The organism is Streptomyces sp. NPDC107454 (genome assembly GCF_055582885.1).
This window is the reverse complement of sequence record NZ_JBVJPA010000018.1, coordinates 33,947-51,301: the sequence shown is the minus strand read 5'-3', so window position 1 is coordinate 51,301 and position 17,355 is coordinate 33,947. Positions and strand designations below refer to the sequence as shown.

Sequence of the window (17,355 nt, the reverse complement as noted above, 5' to 3'; positions counted from 1 at the left end):
TGAGAGGCTGTGCCTCCCAGCAGGTAGCAAACCGGTCGTGGCTTCGGCACGGGTCACCGGCACATGATGAGCACAGGGAAATCCGACGACTGGGCGGACCGGGGACGGTTACGGCCCTTGGACGGGGCTCGTGCGGCCGTGCGGCCCGCGGCACCTGTCAGGACACGCCCTGCCGCATTCCACAGGAGACGCGACGGTGCACACTCGGCAATCGGGGTCGGTTACGTCGGCGCCTGGGCTGTTTGCGAGGCTCTCGCCCCGATCCCGAGGCGATGCGGCGGCATGCCGAGGCGGGCATACCCTCGCCAACGCCCTGCCGATCCAGTGTCCACACCGCGCACAGCCCGGAGGCATCCGATGAACCACAAGCGCCCGGCAATGGATCCGCTCGTCGTGACCGTGCTTGTCTTTCCGGGCGTGCGGCTGCTCGATGTGACCGGTCCGATCGAGGTGCTGACGACGGCGAACGAGTTCGGCGGGCGTTATCGGGTGCAGATCGCGTCCGAGGACGGGGCGGAGGTCATCACCTCCGCCGGGATCCGCCTCAGCGCCGACCTGTCCGCCGACGACGTACAAGAACCGTACGACGTATTGGTGATCCCGGGCGGCCCGGAATGGGAGACGCTGATCAAGGACGACACTCTTTTGGATACGGTCCGGCAGCTGAACGAGAAGAGCCGCCGCACGGCATCGGTGTGCACAGGAGCGTTCCTGCTGGCCGCAGCCGGACTTCTCAACGGCCGCCGCGCCGCGACGCACTGGCGGCATTCACGGCAACTGGCCGCGCGTTTCCCGTCCGTTCGGGTCCAGCCGGACGCCATCTTCGTACGGGACGGGCGGATGATGACTTCGGCAGGTGTCAGCGCCGGTATCGACCTGTCCCTGGCGCTGGTCGAAGATCACTACGGTGCGGAGGTCGCCCGGTCGGTCGCCAAGGACATGGTCGTCTTCATGCAACGGCCGGGCGGCCAATCCCAGTTCAGCGTCCGCTCCCGGGCGCCTCACGCGCGCCAGGAGATGCTCCGCCGGGTCCTGGACACCGTCGCCGAGAACCCTGGGGCCAACCACACACTCACGGCCATGGCCCGCAGAGCAGGCGTCAGCGTCCGGCACATGACCCGGCTCTTCGACGAAGAGGTGGGAACCACTCCAGGCCGCTACGTCGAGCAGGTCAGACTGGAAGCCGCCCAGGCGCTGCTGGAGGCGGGTGACGACTCCCTGCCGGTAGTGGCACGGCGCACTGGGTTCGGCTCACCCGAGTCGCTCCGCAGAGCGTTTGTACGACACCTGGGCGTGACACCCGGCGCATTCCGGACCAGCTTCCGCACCACCGGCGTGGGCACGAAGGATCCAGCACCCGCGGCGGTGTCTCCGTAGCCAAGCCACAACGAGGCACAACCAGCCGATGGCGGTGACCGTCACCTCACTGGAGCCGGTTCAGCCGACGCAGCCCACCGAACCGGCAGCAAAGGCCACACCCGCATCCTCGACCCGACAGCCCCGCCAACCCCGGCAGACCCGACAGCCCCTCAGCCCCGTCAGCCCTGACAGCCCCGACACGGCGGGCTGAGCATCATGGCGACGAGATGGCGTGCCCCCCGCGTGAGTCCGGCGTCCCGTCCGGCATCGCCGAGTTCCCCCGCCGCCGACTCCTGCTTCAGCGTCCGGCTCAGGCGACGTCGGCCCAGGTGATGAGAATTCTGGACATGTCGAGCGGTGCCGTCGAATATTCCCGTGCCGTGCCGGTCGGCGGAAGTGCAGACTCGCTTCATGGCGTACATGAACGCATTCCGGGACGCGGTCAGCCGCTGGGCCGCCGGCGGTCCCGGCGGACCGGTGAGCGATCTGGTTGTGCAACTGGGGCTGCGCACTGCGGTGCTGCTGGAAGGACCGAGTGACCTCGCGGCCGTCGAGGCGCTGGCCGCACGGCGTGGCCGGGACCTGGCCGCCGAGGGGGTGTGCGTCGTATCGATGGGCGGGGCGATGAGTGTCGGCCGCTACGCCGGTCTTCTCGGGCCACCCGGACTCGGCCTGCAGTTGAGGGGACTGTGCGACGAGGGCGAGCAGCGCTTCTACGACCGCGGATTGAAGCGGGCCCGGGCGCCGCACCGGGGCTTCTTCGTCTGCGTGGCGGACCTGGAGGACGAACTCATCCGCGCGCTGGGCACGGCGCGCGTCGAGGAAATCATCCAGGCCGAGGGCGATCTGCGGGCCTGGCAGACCTTCCTGCACCAGCCCGCACACCACGGTCGGCCCCGGCCGCAGCAGTTGCGGCGCTTCCTCGGCACGAAGAAGGGCCGCAAAATCCGCTATGGGCATCTCCTGGTCGAGAACCTCGACCCCGGACAGGTACCGGCCCCGCTCGACGACCTCTTCACGAGTCTGTGACCGATGCGCGAAAACGCGGTCACGGCAGCGACTTCGGGCGCAGTGTCCCACCGTCCGTCATGCGGGGAGCGGCGGGCGGGTGTCAGCGGGTGTGGGGATCGTTCCCGGGGCCTGCCTGCGTGCGGAGTGACTCCCGTTGCCGCCGGGCCCCCGGCGGCTCGCCGTGGTGGCGCCGGAAGGCGGCCACGAAGAGGCTCGCCGAGCGGGGGCTGAGCGCCCGCGCCGCGGCACGCCACGGCGCCGACGTACTGTTCGACTGGGACGACCCGACCACCCACGCGCCAGCCCTCGCCGGAGTGGACCGCCTCTACCTCGTCACACCCGTTCCGCGGGTCACCTACGCCGACCGCGTGGCCGCCTTCCTCGACCTCGCCGCAGCCTCCGGGGTACGCCATGTCACCTACCTCAGCACCTACCGCGCCGACCAGGCGCCACCGGAGGTCGACATCAGGGCCGTCGAGGCCGACCTCGCCGCCCGAGCTGCCATCACCCACTCCATCCTGCGACCCGCCCGGGTGATGCAGAACTTCAGCGACGCCCACGTACCGGTCGTCGACGGGGTGATCACTGTCCCCGCCGGCGGTGGCAGGGAAGCCTTCGCCGACGCGGCCGACATCGTCGCGGTCGCCGTCGAGACGCTGCTCGCCCCCGACGCCCACGCCGGCGCGCGGTACGCGCCCACCGGCCCGCAGGCCCTCAGCGTCGACGAAGTCGCCGACACCATCGCCGCCGTGACCGGCCGACCTGTCACGCACCACGACATCGACCCCGACGTATGGATCGACGGCGCGGTCGCTGCCGGACTCGTCCCGGCCGACTACGCGGTCATGCTTCGCTAGCTGACCAGCAGCGTCATCTCCGGCAACGGCTCCACGCCCAACGACGACGTCGAGAAGGACACCGGCCGGCCCGCGACCACCTTCCACGACTTCACCCGGCGCAGCGTCCACGCCTGGACCTCTCCGATGGCGGGGTGACCATGTCCATCGACGACATCACCGACTTCGCAGCGCTGGACCCGTTCTTCCGGATCATCCGGGAGGGGCTGGCGGGCCTCGTCGACGGTGAGCACTTCTTCGACCTCCTGGCCGAGGATGTGGTCTTCGAGTACGTGATCTCCGTACCCGGCTACCCGCGCCGTGTTCAGGGACCCCGCGCGGTTGCCGACCTGTACCGCGGCTACGGCGATGGCATGGCCCTGCACAGCGCGGACGGACTCGCTGTCCACCGGGATGCCGAGACGTCCGTGGTCGTGCTCGAGTACGCGGCGCACGGACGTGCGGTCCACACCGGGCGTGCCTACGACAACCACTTCGTCTCAGTGATCACCGTCAAGGACCGCCGGGTGACGCATGGGCGGGACCGTCTGGACCCCGTCGCTGTCTTCCGCGCCATCGGATGGCCGACGAAGGATCGCTAGAGGAGGAAGAGTTCGAAATCGGTGAGTTACGGGAGATAGATGCCCCTTGGGAGCCCGCCCAGTTGCTGAACCCATGGGGCAGACCGATCCAGCCTGCTGCAGAGTTCTTCAAGAACCTTACGGCGGCGAACAGTTCACCTCGGACGCCGCGCCCCTACGGGATGGATCTGCTGCGCCGGCGGACGAACCGGTTCGCATCCCCATCCCCTGACGCTTGCGTTCGCCGACGCGGGCCGATGCTCAGCTCAAGCGGGCTCGCAGGAGGCAGAATTCGTTGCCTTCGGGGTCGATCAGGCAGTGCCAGGGCTCCTCGCCGGTCTGGCCGATGTCGGCCGGGCGCGCCCCGAGCTTCAGGAGGCGTTCGAGTTCGGCGTCCTGATCGCGGTCGGTGGCGTTGACGTCGATGTGCAGCGGCAGCTTGCCCGCCTTGGGGTCGGTGGTGGGGCTGAAGACCAGAGTCGGCTGCAATCCGCCGAACCCTTCCTGTGGTCCGATCTCCACCGCGCCGTCGTCGATGTCGAGCACGACGAAGCCCAACACCTCGCACCAGAACGCCGCCAGCCGTTGCGGATCGCGGCAATCGACCACCAGCTCGGAAATGCGACAAGCCATGGTTGGGACCCTACAAGGCATCAACCGCACGCAGCCACTCCTTAAACAGCTCAGGGCCGCGAGGCTATGGGCACCCGGGAGCGGCGGGTCGACCCGATCCGCGCCCGGGCTTCAACGACGCCCAGACTTTGATCAGTTGGCCGTGGGAACGAACAAGACGCGGGGTTCCAGATCAAGCCGGGTGGTAGGGGCTTGGTCGGGTGGGGGCGAGATGGGACCCGCGACCCCTTTCTGTCGTTTTCCGCGATCTGCCGTACCGGTTCTACCGCCGATGCGCCGACGCCGGCCTTCCCGAACTGCAGCGCCCAGCCACAACCGTCGAGACATGGTGGCCAGAGATCCTTGCGTTCCTGCACACCGGGATCACCAACGCCGGTTTCGAAGGCACCAGCCGGGTCATCAAGACAATCGCCCGCGACGCCTACGGCTTCCGCAACTCCGGCAACCAGCGCTGACGCACCCGCTGCGTGACCACCCGTCGAGCTCGTGGACACCTCGATGCCCGCTAATTTCGTTGAGCCCGCACCCTGCAATCGTGTTGGCTAGCGGCACCGAACTGTCTCCGCTTGGCTGTAGCAGGGAGTTAAACGTGCAGGACATTGGTGTCGACCCGGTTGCCCACAATCGGGCAGCCTGGGACAAGTATGTCCAAGAGGGCAACGAGTGGTCGAGGCCGGTGAGTGCTGAGGATGTCGAGCGCGCCCGCATGGGCGACTGGTCGATTGTTCTCATCGGGCGTGAGCCAGTCGACCGCTCCTGGCTGCCGACGAACCTGACCGGCAAGGACGTGTTGTGCCTGGCCTCCGGCGGTGGCCAGCAGGGTCCGATCCTCGCCGCCGCAGGGGCACGGGTCACCGTATTCGACAACTCACCCCGCCAGCTCGGCCAGGACCAGATGGTGGCGGCGCGCGACGGACTCGAGCTGCGCACCGTCCTGGGCGACATGCGCGACCTCAGCGCCTTCGGCGACGCAACATTCGACGTCGTATTCCATCCGGTCTCCAACCTGTTCGTACCAGACCTGGCAGCGGTGTGGCGTGAGTGCTTCCGCGCCCTGCGACCGGGCGGAACTCTGCTCGTGGGCTTCCTCAACCCTGATGTGTACTTGTTCGACCACGAGGCGCTCGACGAGCGCGGCGAGCTGACCGTCGTGCACAAGCTGCCCTACAGCGATGTCACGCATTACTCCGCCGAGGAACGCGCCACGAAGTTCGGCGCGGATGCCGCTCTTGAATACAGCCACACCCTCACCGACCAGATCGGCGGGCAACTCGCTGCGGGGTTCGTCCTCACCGGCTTCGCGGAAGCGCCGCACCAATCCAACGCATCCGCTCAATACATGTCGCACTATTTTGCGACGCTGGCGGTCAAGCCGGGCTGACCCAGCCGTGAGGCCGACCGAGACGGCCGTGTCTCCGAATGGCCAAGTGGAGTGCTGTGCCAGCCCAGCGGGATGCCTGGATCATGATCACCGCCCAGGTGCCGCATCTGATCGACGCCGTGATCGCCAAGAAGCACGAGCAGCTGGACGACCCCGACATGGTGAGGCTCTCCAGCTTTCTCAGGGGTGCACTCGACTGGCCGGCCGACGATCCGCGGGTCGTCGAGGTCGTCGACATCCTGGAGCGCCTGAGGATTCGCGCGGTGGAGGCCGGCGAGGTGGGTGCTGACGGCTTCGATGACCAGTTCGTCGATCTGATGGACTCAACCATGGTCGAGTCCTCACCGGGTGCCGAGCGCTTGTTGGCGATCTTGGAGGAGCGTGGCTGGAGGGGCTGGACCCGCATCGAGCGAGTGCCTGCCGACAGGCTCAAGACTGAGCCGCCGCCATCGTGAAGGCAGGTCAGGGGCCTGGTGTGACGTTGTTCGGGGGTGCTCGCACTGGCCGGGGACGGCAGTCTGCCGTGCGCATCATCTGTCAGGGCGGTTTCGGGGTTTCCCGCTCGTCGTCGCCAGTGCCGCTCGTACGATCCGGCCCATGGCGGACCCCGAGGTGCGGGAGCGGATCGCCACGCGTCGTGCGGAGCGGGACGGACAGCAGGCAGAGTTCGCCAGGGGCGCCGTCTTTCTTGTCCACCCATGTCATCTGCCGCTGTCCACGCGCACCTTGGCCCACATCGCCGACCTGCTGCGTCGCCACCTGAAGGCGATATGCCCGCGCCGGCGGGTGCTGCCGCCCGGGATAATCGCGCTGGTCGTCCTCGCGGTACTGCGGCACGACCAGCGCCTGGCCGACATGGCAGGCGGCGACAACATCTCTGCCACGACCGTCGGGGCGTAGGGACGTTGGGACGACGCGATCATCGGCCTGCTCGCTGCGTGAGCCTCGCGGCTGGACCGTGCCCTGAAGAAGATCGCGAGCGAGCCCGGATGATCTGGATCTCCGTTGCCCGTGCCCGGCCGCACTCACGACATCACCGCCGCCCGCCGCCGCGACCACCTCCTCGCCCACCTGCGCGCCGCCAGTCTCGGCGCCCTGGCCGATCTGAGCTTCATGGGCCTGAACGACGACCAGAACGGCCCCGTGGTCGTCAACGGCTTCAAGGCCACCCGCGCGGCCAAGCTCACCACCGGCCAGAAGGAAGCGGGCAATTGGATGCTCGCCAGCGGACGCGCCCGGTCGAGCACGAGCGCCCTCGCACAGCACCACCCCTGACCACCTATTTCAAGATGGTGCATGCTCACCGTTCGTCAAATACTTCCCCGGACCGTTGATCCTGGGAAGACAGGTCCGTTCCTGAACCGTTGAGTGCGATGGCCCGGTCGCTGTGTGACCGTCCGGGGCGTGACCGTCCAAGACCTGTCCGAACGAGGAAGAGCGGTGATCACGCGATGAAGGCGGTGCGGTTCCACGAGTACGGCGGGATCGATGTGTTGCGGGTGGAGGAGGTGGAGCGGCCGACGCCCGGCCCCGGGCAGGTCCTTGTCGAGGTCCGCGCGGCCGGGATCCAGCCCGGCGAGACGATGATCCGCAAGGGCGCCCGGCACGGGCGCTGGCCTGCGACGTTCCCCTCCGGGCAGGGCAGCGATCTGGCCGGCGTCGTGGTGGAAGCCGGTCCGCAAGTGCGCGGCGTCGCGGTGGGCGACGAGGTTCTGGGCTTCACCCATCACAGGGCGAGCCACGCGGAGTTCGTCGTGGTCGACGATGTGAATCTGATCTCGCGCCCGGAGGGGCTGTCCTGGGACGTGGCCGGGTCGTTGTACGTGGCCGGAACGACCGCGTACGCCACCCTGTTCGCTGTGGACCCCCAACCGGCCGACACGGTTGTCGTGTCCGGTGCGGCGGGCGGCGTCGGGTCTCTCGCCGTACAGCTCGCGCGGCGGCGCGGCGCCACGGTGATCGGGCTGGCGGGCGAGCAGAACCACGCCTGGTTGAAGGATCTCGGTGTCATCCCGGTCGAGTACGGGCAGGACGCGGCCGAACAGATCCAGCAGGCTTCCGGCGGAAACGTCGACGCGTTCATCGACACCTTCGGCGACGGCTACGTGGAACTGGCCGTGGAGTTGGGCGTGCGGCCCGAGCGGATCAACACGATCAGCGACTGGCAGGCGGCAGCCAGGGTGGGGGCGCGAACCTACGGAGAAGGCGCGGCGGCGTGCGCGGTCGTACTCGGCGAGCTGGCCCGGCTTGCCGCGCGCGGAGAGCTGGAGGTGCCGATCGCCCGCACCTACCCGCTGGAACGGGTACGCGACGCGTTCCGCGAACTGGAACGACGGCACACCCACGGCAAGATCGTGCTCCGGCCCTAGCCCGGCTGCCCGAGGCAACTGTCGAGCAGCTCAAGCAGGCAGAGGCCCAGCCGCATCCCCCGCCGCCACGGCAAACCACGCGAGGTCACCACCATCCTGTGCCTTGACCGACCTCGCCATCGCCTGGCTCAGCAGCCAGATCCTCACCGTCGACGGCGTCCTGGAGGGGCCTGCGCAAGCAACCCGGGAGCAAAGTCATCGAGCGAGCGGGAGACTCCACACCACCGGGGTGCGCTCACTCGGATGGCCCGTGCGCGGGGACATGGCGGCAGGTGTCCTCGACGCTGGAATCCCGGGCCTCGCTCGACGCCCTCGCACCGAAGGAATGACATGCGAATATCCTGCACGTCGCGCCGCAACCTGAACATCGTCCGTTGGAGTGCGGCGCTTCTGGCGGTATCGGGAATCACCTACGCCCTGACACCCGTAACGGCGCAGGCAGGTGGCCCGAGCGGTGATCCCGGCAGGGAGAAGCCCACTATCGTGCTCGTGCACGGCGCCTTCGCCGACGCGTCGAGCTGGAACGGTGTCGTGAAACGGCTCCAGCAGAACGGCTACACGGTGGCCGCACCGGCAAACCCCCTCCGCGGTATCCCCCAGGACTCGACTTACCTCGCGAGTTTCCTGAAGTCCGTCAAGGGGCCGATCGTCCTGGTCGGTCATTCCTACGGCGGAGAGGTGATCTCGCAGGCTGCCGCAGGAAACAACAATGTCAAGGCCCTCGTGTACATCAACGCGATCATGCCCGATGTGGGAGAGTCCTTCTCCAGCCTCTCCGCGAAGTTCGCCCCCGCACCGCTCACCAAGGCTCTGAAGCAGGTGCCCTTCCGCAACGGCGACGGCACCACCGGCACGGACGTGTACGTACAGCCGAACAAACTGCACCAGGTCTTCGCCGCGGACCTGCCCACGAGTCAGACCGACATCATGGCAGTCACACAGCGTCCGATCGCGCTGTCGGCGTTCACGGACAAGCTCACCGGCGCCGCATGGCGGAACAGACCCGTCTACGTCCTTGTCGGCAAACAGGACCAGGCGATCAACCCGAGCCTGGAGCGGTACGAGGCGAAGCGGGCGAACGCCCGAAAGACAGTGGAGATCGACTCCTCGCACGTGTCCCTGGTCTCACATCCGCAGGCGGTCAAGAATCTGATCGTCGACGCCGCCGAGAACTACATGTGGAAATAGGGCGACCGGAAACAGGGCGCCCACGCAGCACTCGCCAAATGAGTCCTGACTCTGGGCTGGTGCGCGGGCACGAAAAAAGGCCGTGCTGCGTCATGTTGTGATGTAAGTGCCTTGCCATGGCGTGGCGCAGGCCCTCCTCGGCCACCACTCCGAGGCACGCCGGCCGCGCTTCGCCCCCAAGCAGTCAACCAGCGCTTGATCACGGCAGGCCTTCAGTACGCCGGATCGGTCAGTTCAATTTCTCGGTCAGACCTCCTCGCCCGAAAGAAAACGCATCGCCGAAAACGCTTCACCAAAACGGGGTTTACTCGTGTCGCACATTTCATTCATGGCGGCGTCGAAATCCTGTTGAAATTCCGCGAGGCCGATGCGTGTATGCCTCGGTCGGCCACAAGTTGCCGTCACCAAGACGCACGCTCACACTTGATGGGCACGTGAAACCTGGTCGCCTCATGCCCGTTCCAGGGCAACACCTTACCGAGGAGCTTCTCATGGCCAAGATATTGTGTGTGCTGACCGGTGCGAGCTATTGGACCATGAAGGACGGGCACCGACATCCCACCGGGTACTGGGCCGAGGAGTTCGTCGCGCCTTACAGCGTGTTCACCGACGCCGGGCACGAGGTCACCGTGGCAACTCCGGCTGGGGTCGTTCCCGTTGTGGACACGATGAGCCTGGAGCCCCGTATGGCGGGCGGCGAAGAGAACGCACTCCGGGAGGAGGCCGTCATCGAGTCCGCGGATGAACTGAGGCATCCCATCTCCCTCCAGGAGGTGCGCCTGGAGGATTACGACGCGGTCTACTACCCCGGTGGTCACGGCCCGATGGAGGACCTCTCGGTCGACCCCGACTCCGGGGCACTGCTGCGTGAGGCACTCGCTTCCGGCAATCCGCTCGGCATCGTCTGTCACGCCCCGGCCGCTCTCCTCGCCACGCGTGACGCAAACGGCGAAACACCGTTCGCGAACTACAGTGTGACGGGTTTCTGCAATGAGGAGGAGGCCGGTGTCGGATTCGCCGACAAGGCCAAATGGCTGCTGGAAGACGAGTTGAAGAAGCTGCCCACCCACTATTCGCGGGGTCCCGCCTGGGAACCGTACACCGTCGTGGACCGCAACCTCTTCACGGGGCAGAATCCAGCCTCCTCGGGCCCTCTCGCCAAGGAACTCGTCGCGGCTCTGCCCTGACCGAGGGGGAGGCCGTCGGGACGGAGCGGACCGGGGGCAACCACCCTCGACCGCCCGTCCAGGTCGGCTCGCGTGCCGACCTCGAATCCCGGATGTCATGGCCCGACGAACTGGCGCTCTCTGCGATCGAGCGCAATCGGGACGTGATCGCCTTGCGAAGACGACGCCCGGGCATCCGACGACGTCGCCGCGGCCCGGGGCGCTGTGCGTGGTGATCGGTAGCGGGCGGGGTGGCAGCCGCTCGGCGGGGCGTCGCTGCTGGTCGGCGGGGTTCCGGCTGATCTCGAAGGTACGACTCCCTCCCGACGGCGAGCATGCCACCTCACGGTCCCAACTGAGGCAAATGGGCGAATTGCCTACTCTATCGGACGGTCATAGCGTGGATTCATGGCTATCGCAACGACGAGTCCCGTGACAGGTGAGGTCCTGAGGAGGTTCGACGAACTGACTCCTGAGGAACTGGAGGACAAGCTCGCCCGGGCGGCGGCTGCGGCCGCCTCGTACCGGCTGACGAGCGTCGAGCAGCGGGCGGAGTGGCTGCACCATGCGGCCGACCGTCTGGAGAAGGAGGTCGAGAGCGTCAGCGAGATGATCACCACGGAAATGGGCAAGACCTTCCGGGCGGCGGAGGAGGAAGTGGCCAAGTGCGTGCGCGGGCTGCGCTTCTACGCCACTGAGGGCCCCGCGTTCCTGCGGGATCTGGAGGGTGACGGCGGGCGCGTGGGCGCGCAGCAGACGTTCGTGACGTACCAGCCGATCGGTGCGGTACTCGCGGTGATGCCATGGAACCTGCCGTTGTGGCAGGCCATGCGGTTCGCTGCGCCCGCGCTGATGGCGGGGAACGTGGGTCTGCTCAAGCACGCCTCGAACGTGCCGCAATGCGCCTTGTACCTGGAAGAACTCTTTCGTGACGCGGGCTTCCCCGACGACGTGTTCCAGACCCTGCTGATCTCCGCGGGGAGGGTGGAGCAGGTGCTGCGCGACCCGCGCGTGGCGGCAGCGACACTGACCGGCAGTGAACCGGCGGGGCGGTCGGTGGCCACCATCGCCGGCGACGAGATCAAGAAGGTGGTCCTCGAACTCGGCGGCTCCGACCCGTTCATCGTCATGCCCTCCACGAACCTGGAGCGGGCCACCGACGTCGCGGTCAAGGCACGGACCTTGAACAACGGCCAGTCCTGCATCAACGGCAAGCGCTTCTTCGTGCACGAAGACATCGCTGACGCATTCATCGAGATGTTCGTGGCGAAGATGGGCGCGCTGGTGGTGGGCGACCCGATGGACGCGGGCACCGATGTCGGACCGCTGGCCACCGAGTCCGGCCGACGGGACGTCGAGTCCTACGTCGACGACGCCGTCGCCAAGGGCGCGTCGGTCCTCTTGGGCGGCGAACGCCCGGACGGGCCCGGCTGGTACTACCCGCCCACCGTGCTGACCGGCGTCACGCCAGAGATGCGGATGTACCACGAGGAGGTCTTCGGGCCCGTGGCGCAGGTGTGGACAGTCCCCTCCCTGGAAGAGGCCTTGCGGGAAGCGAACGGGCACCCCTACGGCCTCGGGTCGAACCTGTGGAGCGAGGACGAGGCCGAACGCGAACTCTTCGTCCGCGACGTGCAGTCGGGCATGGCCTTCATCAACGGCAACACGACCAGCTACCCCGAGATCCCCTTCGGTGGCGTCAAACGCAGCGGCTACGGACGCGAGCTGTCCGACCTCGGCATGCGGGAGTTCATGAACGCCAAGACCGTCTGGATCGGCCAGGACGCCTGAACCCCCCGATACCGGGCGGCAGTCGACAACACTGGCATGCGCGCCGGCCGGCGCGGCGCGCGGCGCGTCGATCGTATGGAGGCGCGACGATGAGCGGAACGAACCGGACCCCGTCGTCCGGGCAGGTAAGGCCCGTAGTCGCCGTGCTCGGCACCGGGACCATGGGGGAGGCCATGGCACGCAACATCGCGGCGGCGGGAGTGGGGCTGCGCGCGTGGAACCGGAACCGTGCCGCCGCCGAACCGCTGGCCGCCTCCGGCGCCGCGGTGTGCGACACGCCGGCCGAGGCCTGCCGAGGCGCCGACATCGTACTGACCGCGCTCGCGAACGAAGAGGTGGTCGCCGACGTGATGGACCAGGCCCGCGACGGCCTGGGCGACCACACGGTGTGGGTGCAGACCTGCACGGTCTCCCCGGACGGGTCTCGCCGTCTCGCGGTACAGGCGACCCGCCTGAACGTCGCGTACGTCGAAGCCCCCCTCCTCGGCACCAAGGAACCGGCCGTGGCCGGCACCCTGACCATCCTGGCGGCCTCTCCCCAGCGGGAGGCACGGGAAGAGGTGCGACCGGTCCTGGAGGCGGTGGGCACCCGCACCGTGTGGCTCGACGAGGTCGGCCAGCCGAGCAGCCTCAAACTCGCGTACAACGCCTGGGTCCTGACCACCGTCGAGGGCATCGCGGAGTCCCTCACCCTCGCCGGCACCCTGGGGGTGGACCCCCGCCTGGTCATCGAGGTCATCGACGACAGCGGCCTCAACAGCCCGTACGTCCAGAGCAAGGGCCCGAAGATGATCGACGACGACGTCGACACGCCTTCCTTCCCCCTTGAAGCGGCGGCCAAGGACGCCGGTCTGATCACCGACACCGCCCGTGCCGCCGGCCTGCACCTGGGCATCGCGGAAGTCGTACGCGAACGCCTCCGCCTCGCGGCCGACGACGGACTCGGCCGCGCGGACGTCGCCGCGACCTATCGCATGTCCCGGCAGGCCGCATCCTGACCGGGCCGTCCCACCGAGAGAGGCGAGGGAGGACCGATGACCCGTGCCGGCATCGCCGCCGCACGTTCGAGTACGGCGCAACTAGCTGAGATCATCCCCCAGGTGAACGATGAGCAATGGGAGCTGCCGTCCGCGTGCGCCGGCTGGCGTGTCATCGACGTAGTGGCCCACCTCGCGGCCCTCGCCTCCGAGGCGGTGGACCCGCCGCCGCCCGATCCTTCCCTGCCGACGAACCGCGAGCGGTACCACGACCTGCGCGTCGACGAACGACGCGGCTGGAGTCATGCGGAGGTCCTCGACGAGTGGCGGCGGAGCACACCCCGGCAGCTGGACCTCCTGGAAGCGGTCCAGGAACCGCCCGGCGCCGACGAGGCTGTCGAGGTGCCCGGGCTCGGGACGTATCCGCGCCACCTCCTGGCGAACACCATGGCGTTCAACGTCTTCTGCCACCTGCGCAACGACATGCTCGCCCCGGACGGCCCGCTCCCGTTCACCCTGCCGGAGCCGACCGACGACCAGGTCGCCCCCGCCGTCGACTTCATGCTCGCCGGCCTCCCCCAGATGCAGGGACCCGAACTCACCGCCACCGTCGATAAGCCCCTTGTGCTCGACCTGACCGGGCCAGGCGCCACCACCGTCACCGTCTCCCCTGCGTCCGGGCCAGACGGAAGGCTCACTGTCGCACCCGGTGCGGACGCCACCACTCGGGTCCACAGCACGGCACTCGACTTCATCGCGTGGGCCACCACCCGCAAGCCCTGGCGCGACCACTGCCGCATCACAGGAAACGCCTCGGCCGCCACACCGTTCCTCGACTGCCTCAACATCATTTGACGATGCCGGCACGGGTACTCTGGCCACAGTTACTCGTTCACCTGAATTGCCGACGAACGATTCCAGCGTGAACTCGCGGACCGGGAGTCTGCTGCTGCTCGGTGGGCCGCCGGGCGCCGGCAAGTCCGCCGTCGCCGAGGCCCTCGCCTCGACTGCCGAGCGGCCAACCTGTCCACCTGCCCACCTGCCCACCTGCCCACAGACAGCCTCTACATGTGGATCCGCTCGGGCTTCGTCCCGCCCTACCTTCCGCAAGCTCAGCGCCAGAACGAGGTCATCACTGACGTCATGATCAACGCGGCGTGCGCGGACGTACTCTAGGCGTCAATTCAGGCACCTGGTGGCGGAGCGGCTGTCCCAGCGGTAGCGCGGGGCCGCTCGGCGAACGAGCAGGCACAGTGCGACGATCGCGACGGAGAGGTAGAGGAAGAAGTCCACGACGCGGCCGCACCTCTCTGTGCAGCGCCGAAGCTAGCCGAAGCCGTTCATCCACGCGTGGCTGCGCTCCACCACCCACCTCTTGCCGGCCTGAATCGGGCAGGGACGCCCTTGCGGCCGATCTCCCCAGTGAAGCCCAACTGTGTGGCCACGAGCCACGTGGAGTCATGGTGGTTGGCCCCTGTCGCCACAATGCCGAGCGGAACGCCTCTGCCCTCGGTCGCCACCGAGTGCTTCAGGCCCTGTTTACCCCGGTCCACGGGAGAGCGCCCGGCTCCTCGCCACCGCACGGAGCCTTGGGTAATACAGCCGTCCACGGACAGTTCGTTGAGCTCCAGGCCGATCACGCGGTCGTACGCCTGGAGGGCGAGCGCGTGGATCTGCTCCGCAATTCCGAGCCGCGCCCAGCACGTTGCCGTGGCCCTTCCTCTGCCCACCCAGGGACGGGCTGGTGCCATCGCGGGCGTACCACCGCCCCGCTATTCTGGTCGGAGATGCATATATCTATGCAAATAACGCATATGACGCCGTTACTGCCCCGAACCCTGCAGGGGAAGGAAGATCAGCATGCCTTCAGTGTTTCCCACTCCGATCCTGGAACCCGCGGCGCAAAACCTTGCCGAGGCGACCTCCCCGCACCCGCGCATCTACGAGGTGCCGCCGAATCAGGGACGTGACATCCTCGCCGGCCTGCAGACCGGGGAAGGTGTCACGAAACCCGACGTCGAGGAGGAATGGGTGACCGTCGACGCCGGCAAGTGGGGGCAGGTACGCACCCGCATCGTGCGCCCGCGCGGCATCTCCGGGACGCTTCCGGTCATCCTCTACATCCACGGTGCCGGGTGGGTGTTCGGCGACGAGAACACCCACGACCGTCTCGTACGCGAACTCGCCGTCGGCGCCGGCGCGGCTGCGGTCTTCCCCGTCTACGACCGGGCCCCCGAGGCCAAGTACCCCACCCAGATCGAGCAGAACTACGCCGTGGCCCAATGGTCCGCCCGCGAAGGCGCAGAGCACGGCCTGGACGCCTCGCGCCTTGCCGTGTGCGGTGACTCCGTGGGCGGAAACATGTCCGCGGCCCTCGCCCTGATGGCCAAGGACAGGGGCGATGATGTCCGGGTCGGTTGCCAGGTCCTGCTCTACCCCGTCACCAACGCCGACTTCGACACCCCGTCCTACCTGCAGTTCGCGGACGGGGAGTACCTGACGCGGGACGGAATGATCTGGTTCTGGGACCAGTACACGACCGATGCCGCCCAGCGCGCCGAGCCCTACGCCTCGCCGCTGCGGGCCAGCATCGACCAGTTGCGCGGCCTGCCCCCGACCTTGGTCATCACCGACGAGGCCGACGTCCTGCGTGACGAGGGCGAGGCCTACGCGGCCAAGCTTCGTGAAGCCGGCGTCGACGTCACCGCGGTCCGCGTTCTGGGCATGGTCCACGACTTCCTGATGCTGGACCAACTCCGTGACACCAACGCGACCAAGGTCGCTCGTCACCTCGCCATCGACGCACTCAAAACCGCCCTGCACGACTGACACGAACGATGTCCGTGATGTGAGGTCGAGCTCGGTGGCCCGCGCTCGACGGACTGCTCGCGGCCCGTAGAACAACCGTCGGTCGGAAGCCAGTCGGCGAAGTGGCCGCAGCCACGTCAAGGCGCTCGAGGACTGAGGCCGTCCGAACTGGCTACTCGGCGATCCAATGGCCCAGTTCATTTCCGCCGGAGTCTTCCGCTCGCCGCAGCGCCTCCGGGGAACCCAGCATGCCGTGTGGCAGATAGCCGGACCGGACGCCCAACTCCCACCCGTGCACTTGGACCGCAAGGGTGGTCAGGGCAAGGGCTGCGAGCGGCAGGAGAGTACTGGGGGCGGGATCGGATCCCACGCTCTCCCGGTGCTCGATGAGCCGGGCCACGAGTGCCTGCTCGAAGGCATGCTGGTCGTCGTCGAGGAGTACGCGAAGGAGGCGCTGATCCGGTGTCAGGGGGCCGGCCGCGTCCAGCTTCCGGGCCGCCTCGGTGCGCTCGTCGCCGTCCGGCTTGCACAGGGTCACGGTGGGCCAGTCTCGGGGCAGGTGTCCGCGCGCTTGGGTCAGGTAGCCGCACAATGCGTCCATCGCAGCGAGGTCCGCCCGATCCGACGTCGAATTCAGCTTGGAGTACGGCACCCCGTCGCGGATCGTGGGCGCGTAGTCGCTCCGCAGCAGCAGACCGATCACCCGCTGCCATTCCCACACCAGTCCGCTGACCAGGCACATCGCAAACGTGTCACACCACCATCTGGCCGTCGGGACCTGTTCCATTGCGTCGCCGAACGCGATGTCCTCGCTGCTGAGCGTCTCGCCGATCAGCGGGAAGTGGATTTCCTGGTCGCCGTCGGGGAAACAGCCAACGCTCAGCGCCCCCAGGGAACACTCCGCCGCGGTTCGCAGTACCGTGCGCGATGACTCGCCGAGCGCGGGATCCTTCACGGTGAGGGCGGCTACGTGATCGACGAGCTCGTCGCGCATCTCCTGCAGCTTCTCCAGGGACGGGTCGTCGTAGCGCATCCAGTGCCACCGCTGCCGGGTCCTTCGGCTGACGTCGTCGAGGGCCTGGGCCATGCGCTGTCCGCTCACCTCATGGCACGTCACTTCCTGCACGCCCACCGCCCCTTCGTGATCATTTCCGCTGGACGCGGCACGTTATCAGCAGGTTCGGACACAGCCCCGAGTCCGGCCCCCGTGACCCCGGCGGCGAGAGGGGCTCCGGGTGGGCGATAACGCCGCGTT

The 17,355-nt window shown here is 67.9% G+C and carries 18 protein-coding genes and 1 pseudogene; 16 read left to right on the top strand and 3 right to left on the bottom strand.

Annotated elements, in window-relative coordinates; genetic code table 11:
• Nucleotides 1-357 precede the first annotated feature (357 nt).
• The 4 genes from ACZ69M_RS38845 to ACZ69M_RS38830 all read left to right on the top strand — a co-directional run bounded on the left by ACZ69M_RS38845 (nt 358) and on the right by ACZ69M_RS38830 (nt 3,808).
• Nucleotides 358-1,377 (top strand): GlxA family transcriptional regulator, encoded by a 1,020-nt coding sequence (locus ACZ69M_RS38845; protein ID WP_470057505.1) that lies wholly within the window; start codon nt 358-360, stop codon nt 1,375-1,377.
• A gap of 393 nt (nt 1,378-1,770) precedes the next feature.
• The gene (locus ACZ69M_RS38840) at nt 1,771-2,388 is read left to right on the top strand and encodes a TOPRIM nucleotidyl transferase/hydrolase domain-containing protein (RefSeq protein WP_470057503.1); all 618 of its coding nucleotides are present in this window, start codon (nt 1,771-1,773) and stop codon (nt 2,386-2,388) included.
• 119 nt (nt 2,389-2,507) lie between these two features.
• Nucleotides 2,508-3,227, top strand: coding sequence for a Rossmann-fold NAD(P)-binding domain-containing protein (locus ACZ69M_RS38835; RefSeq protein ID WP_470057501.1), 720 nt, complete (start codon nt 2,508-2,510; stop codon nt 3,225-3,227).
• A 140-nt stretch (nt 3,228-3,367) separates the two neighbouring features.
• A complete protein-coding gene (locus ACZ69M_RS38830) occupies nt 3,368-3,808 on the top strand; it encodes a nuclear transport factor 2 family protein (protein WP_470057709.1) in 441 nt (146 codons plus the stop codon).
• 240 nt (nt 3,809-4,048) lie between these two features.
• Here the strand turns inward: ACZ69M_RS38830 and ACZ69M_RS38825 are convergent, their stop codons facing one another.
• Nucleotides 4,049-4,420, bottom strand: a complete 372-nt coding sequence (locus ACZ69M_RS38825; protein WP_470057707.1) for a VOC family protein — start codon at nt 4,418-4,420, stop codon at nt 4,049-4,051.
• A 200-nt stretch (nt 4,421-4,620) separates the two neighbouring features.
• Here ACZ69M_RS38825 and ACZ69M_RS38820 point away from each other — a divergent pair, with 200 nt between their 5' ends.
• The 11 genes from ACZ69M_RS38820 (at nt 4,621) to ACZ69M_RS38770 (ending at nt 14,147) form a co-directional block, all read left to right on the top strand.
• The gene (locus ACZ69M_RS38820; protein ID WP_470057500.1) at nt 4,621-4,875 is read left to right on the top strand and encodes a transposase; all 255 of its coding nucleotides are present in this window, start codon (nt 4,621-4,623) and stop codon (nt 4,873-4,875) included.
• A 134-nt stretch (nt 4,876-5,009) separates the two neighbouring features.
• A complete protein-coding gene (locus ACZ69M_RS38815; protein ID WP_470057498.1) occupies nt 5,010-5,801 on the top strand; it encodes a class I SAM-dependent methyltransferase in 792 nt (263 codons plus the stop codon).
• Nucleotides 5,802-5,884: 83 nt separating this feature from the next.
• On the top strand, nt 5,885-6,256 hold the full coding sequence (locus ACZ69M_RS38810; protein ID WP_470057497.1) for a hypothetical protein: 372 nt from the start codon (nt 5,885-5,887) through the stop codon (nt 6,254-6,256).
• 142 nt (nt 6,257-6,398) lie between these two features.
• Nucleotides 6,399-6,701 carry a hypothetical protein gene (locus ACZ69M_RS38805; RefSeq protein WP_470057495.1) on the top strand — a complete coding sequence of 101 codons (303 nt, stop codon included), beginning with the start codon at nt 6,399-6,401 and terminating at the stop codon, nt 6,699-6,701.
• A 111-nt stretch (nt 6,702-6,812) separates the two neighbouring features.
• Nucleotides 6,813-7,076 (top strand): hypothetical protein, encoded by a 264-nt coding sequence (locus ACZ69M_RS38800; RefSeq protein ID WP_470057493.1) that lies wholly within the window; start codon nt 6,813-6,815, stop codon nt 7,074-7,076.
• Between the two features lie 176 nt (nt 7,077-7,252).
• Nucleotides 7,253-8,170 (top strand): NADP-dependent oxidoreductase, encoded by a 918-nt coding sequence (locus ACZ69M_RS38795; RefSeq protein WP_470057492.1) that lies wholly within the window; start codon nt 7,253-7,255, stop codon nt 8,168-8,170.
• Nucleotides 8,171-8,653: 483 nt separating this feature from the next.
• Nucleotides 8,654-9,358: an alpha/beta hydrolase gene (locus ACZ69M_RS38790; RefSeq protein WP_470057490.1), complete on the top strand. Its 705-nt coding sequence runs from the start codon at nt 8,654-8,656 to the stop codon at nt 9,356-9,358.
• Between the two features lie 491 nt (nt 9,359-9,849).
• Complete coding sequence (locus tag ACZ69M_RS38785) at nt 9,850-10,545, top strand: type 1 glutamine amidotransferase domain-containing protein (RefSeq protein ID WP_470057488.1); 696 nt, start codon at nt 9,850-9,852, stop codon at nt 10,543-10,545.
• Between the two features lie 387 nt (nt 10,546-10,932).
• A complete protein-coding gene (locus tag ACZ69M_RS38780; RefSeq protein ID WP_470057486.1) occupies nt 10,933-12,315 on the top strand; it encodes an NADP-dependent succinic semialdehyde dehydrogenase in 1,383 nt (460 codons plus the stop codon).
• A gap of 89 nt (nt 12,316-12,404) precedes the next feature.
• Nucleotides 12,405-13,313, top strand: a complete 909-nt coding sequence (locus tag ACZ69M_RS38775; protein ID WP_470057484.1) for an NAD(P)-dependent oxidoreductase — start codon at nt 12,405-12,407, stop codon at nt 13,311-13,313.
• 36 nt (nt 13,314-13,349) lie between these two features.
• Entirely contained in the window at nt 13,350-14,147 is a 798-nt protein-coding gene (locus ACZ69M_RS38770) for a maleylpyruvate isomerase family mycothiol-dependent enzyme (RefSeq protein WP_470057482.1), read from the top strand.
• 324 nt (nt 14,148-14,471) lie between these two features.
• On the opposite strand, the pseudogene ACZ69M_RS38765 reads toward ACZ69M_RS38770, so the two are convergent.
• Nucleotides 14,472-15,010: pseudogene (locus ACZ69M_RS38765) on the bottom strand (transposase family protein); the annotation flags it as partial.
• A 142-nt stretch (nt 15,011-15,152) separates the two neighbouring features.
• On the opposite strand from ACZ69M_RS38765, the gene ACZ69M_RS38760 reads away from it, so the two are divergent.
• Entirely contained in the window at nt 15,153-16,121 is a 969-nt protein-coding gene (locus ACZ69M_RS38760; protein WP_470057480.1) for an alpha/beta hydrolase, read from the top strand.
• Between the two features lie 151 nt (nt 16,122-16,272).
• Here the strand turns inward: ACZ69M_RS38760 and ACZ69M_RS38755 are convergent, their stop codons facing one another.
• Nucleotides 16,273-17,226 (bottom strand): immunity 49 family protein, encoded by a 954-nt coding sequence (locus ACZ69M_RS38755; protein ID WP_470057478.1) that lies wholly within the window; start codon nt 17,224-17,226, stop codon nt 16,273-16,275.
• Between the last annotated feature and the right edge of the window lie 129 nt (nt 17,227-17,355).

Excerpts from the sequence above, each read along its gene's own strand:
- ACZ69M_RS38845 (WP_470057505.1), top strand. The coding sequence starts at position 358 with ATGAACCACAAGCGCCCGGCAATGGATCCGCTCGTCGTGACCGTGCTT.
- ACZ69M_RS38840 (WP_470057503.1), top strand. The coding sequence starts at position 1,771 with ATGGCGTACATGAACGCATTCCGGGACGCGGTCAGCCGCTGGGCCGCC.
- ACZ69M_RS38830 (WP_470057709.1), top strand. The coding sequence starts at position 3,368 with ATGTCCATCGACGACATCACCGACTTCGCAGCGCTGGACCCGTTCTTC.
- ACZ69M_RS38825 (WP_470057707.1), bottom strand. The coding sequence starts at position 4,420 with ATGGCTTGTCGCATTTCCGAGCTGGTGGTCGATTGCCGCGATCCGCAA.
- ACZ69M_RS38810 (WP_470057497.1), top strand. The coding sequence starts at position 5,885 with ATGATCACCGCCCAGGTGCCGCATCTGATCGACGCCGTGATCGCCAAG.
- ACZ69M_RS38805 (WP_470057495.1), top strand. The coding sequence starts at position 6,399 with ATGGCGGACCCCGAGGTGCGGGAGCGGATCGCCACGCGTCGTGCGGAG.
- ACZ69M_RS38795 (WP_470057492.1), top strand. The coding sequence starts at position 7,253 with ATGAAGGCGGTGCGGTTCCACGAGTACGGCGGGATCGATGTGTTGCGG.
- ACZ69M_RS38785 (WP_470057488.1), top strand. The coding sequence starts at position 9,850 with ATGGCCAAGATATTGTGTGTGCTGACCGGTGCGAGCTATTGGACCATG.
- ACZ69M_RS38780 (WP_470057486.1), top strand. The coding sequence starts at position 10,933 with ATGGCTATCGCAACGACGAGTCCCGTGACAGGTGAGGTCCTGAGGAGG.
- ACZ69M_RS38775 (WP_470057484.1), top strand. The coding sequence starts at position 12,405 with ATGAGCGGAACGAACCGGACCCCGTCGTCCGGGCAGGTAAGGCCCGTA.
- ACZ69M_RS38770 (WP_470057482.1), top strand. The coding sequence starts at position 13,350 with ATGACCCGTGCCGGCATCGCCGCCGCACGTTCGAGTACGGCGCAACTA.
- ACZ69M_RS38760 (WP_470057480.1), top strand. The coding sequence starts at position 15,153 with ATGCCTTCAGTGTTTCCCACTCCGATCCTGGAACCCGCGGCGCAAAAC.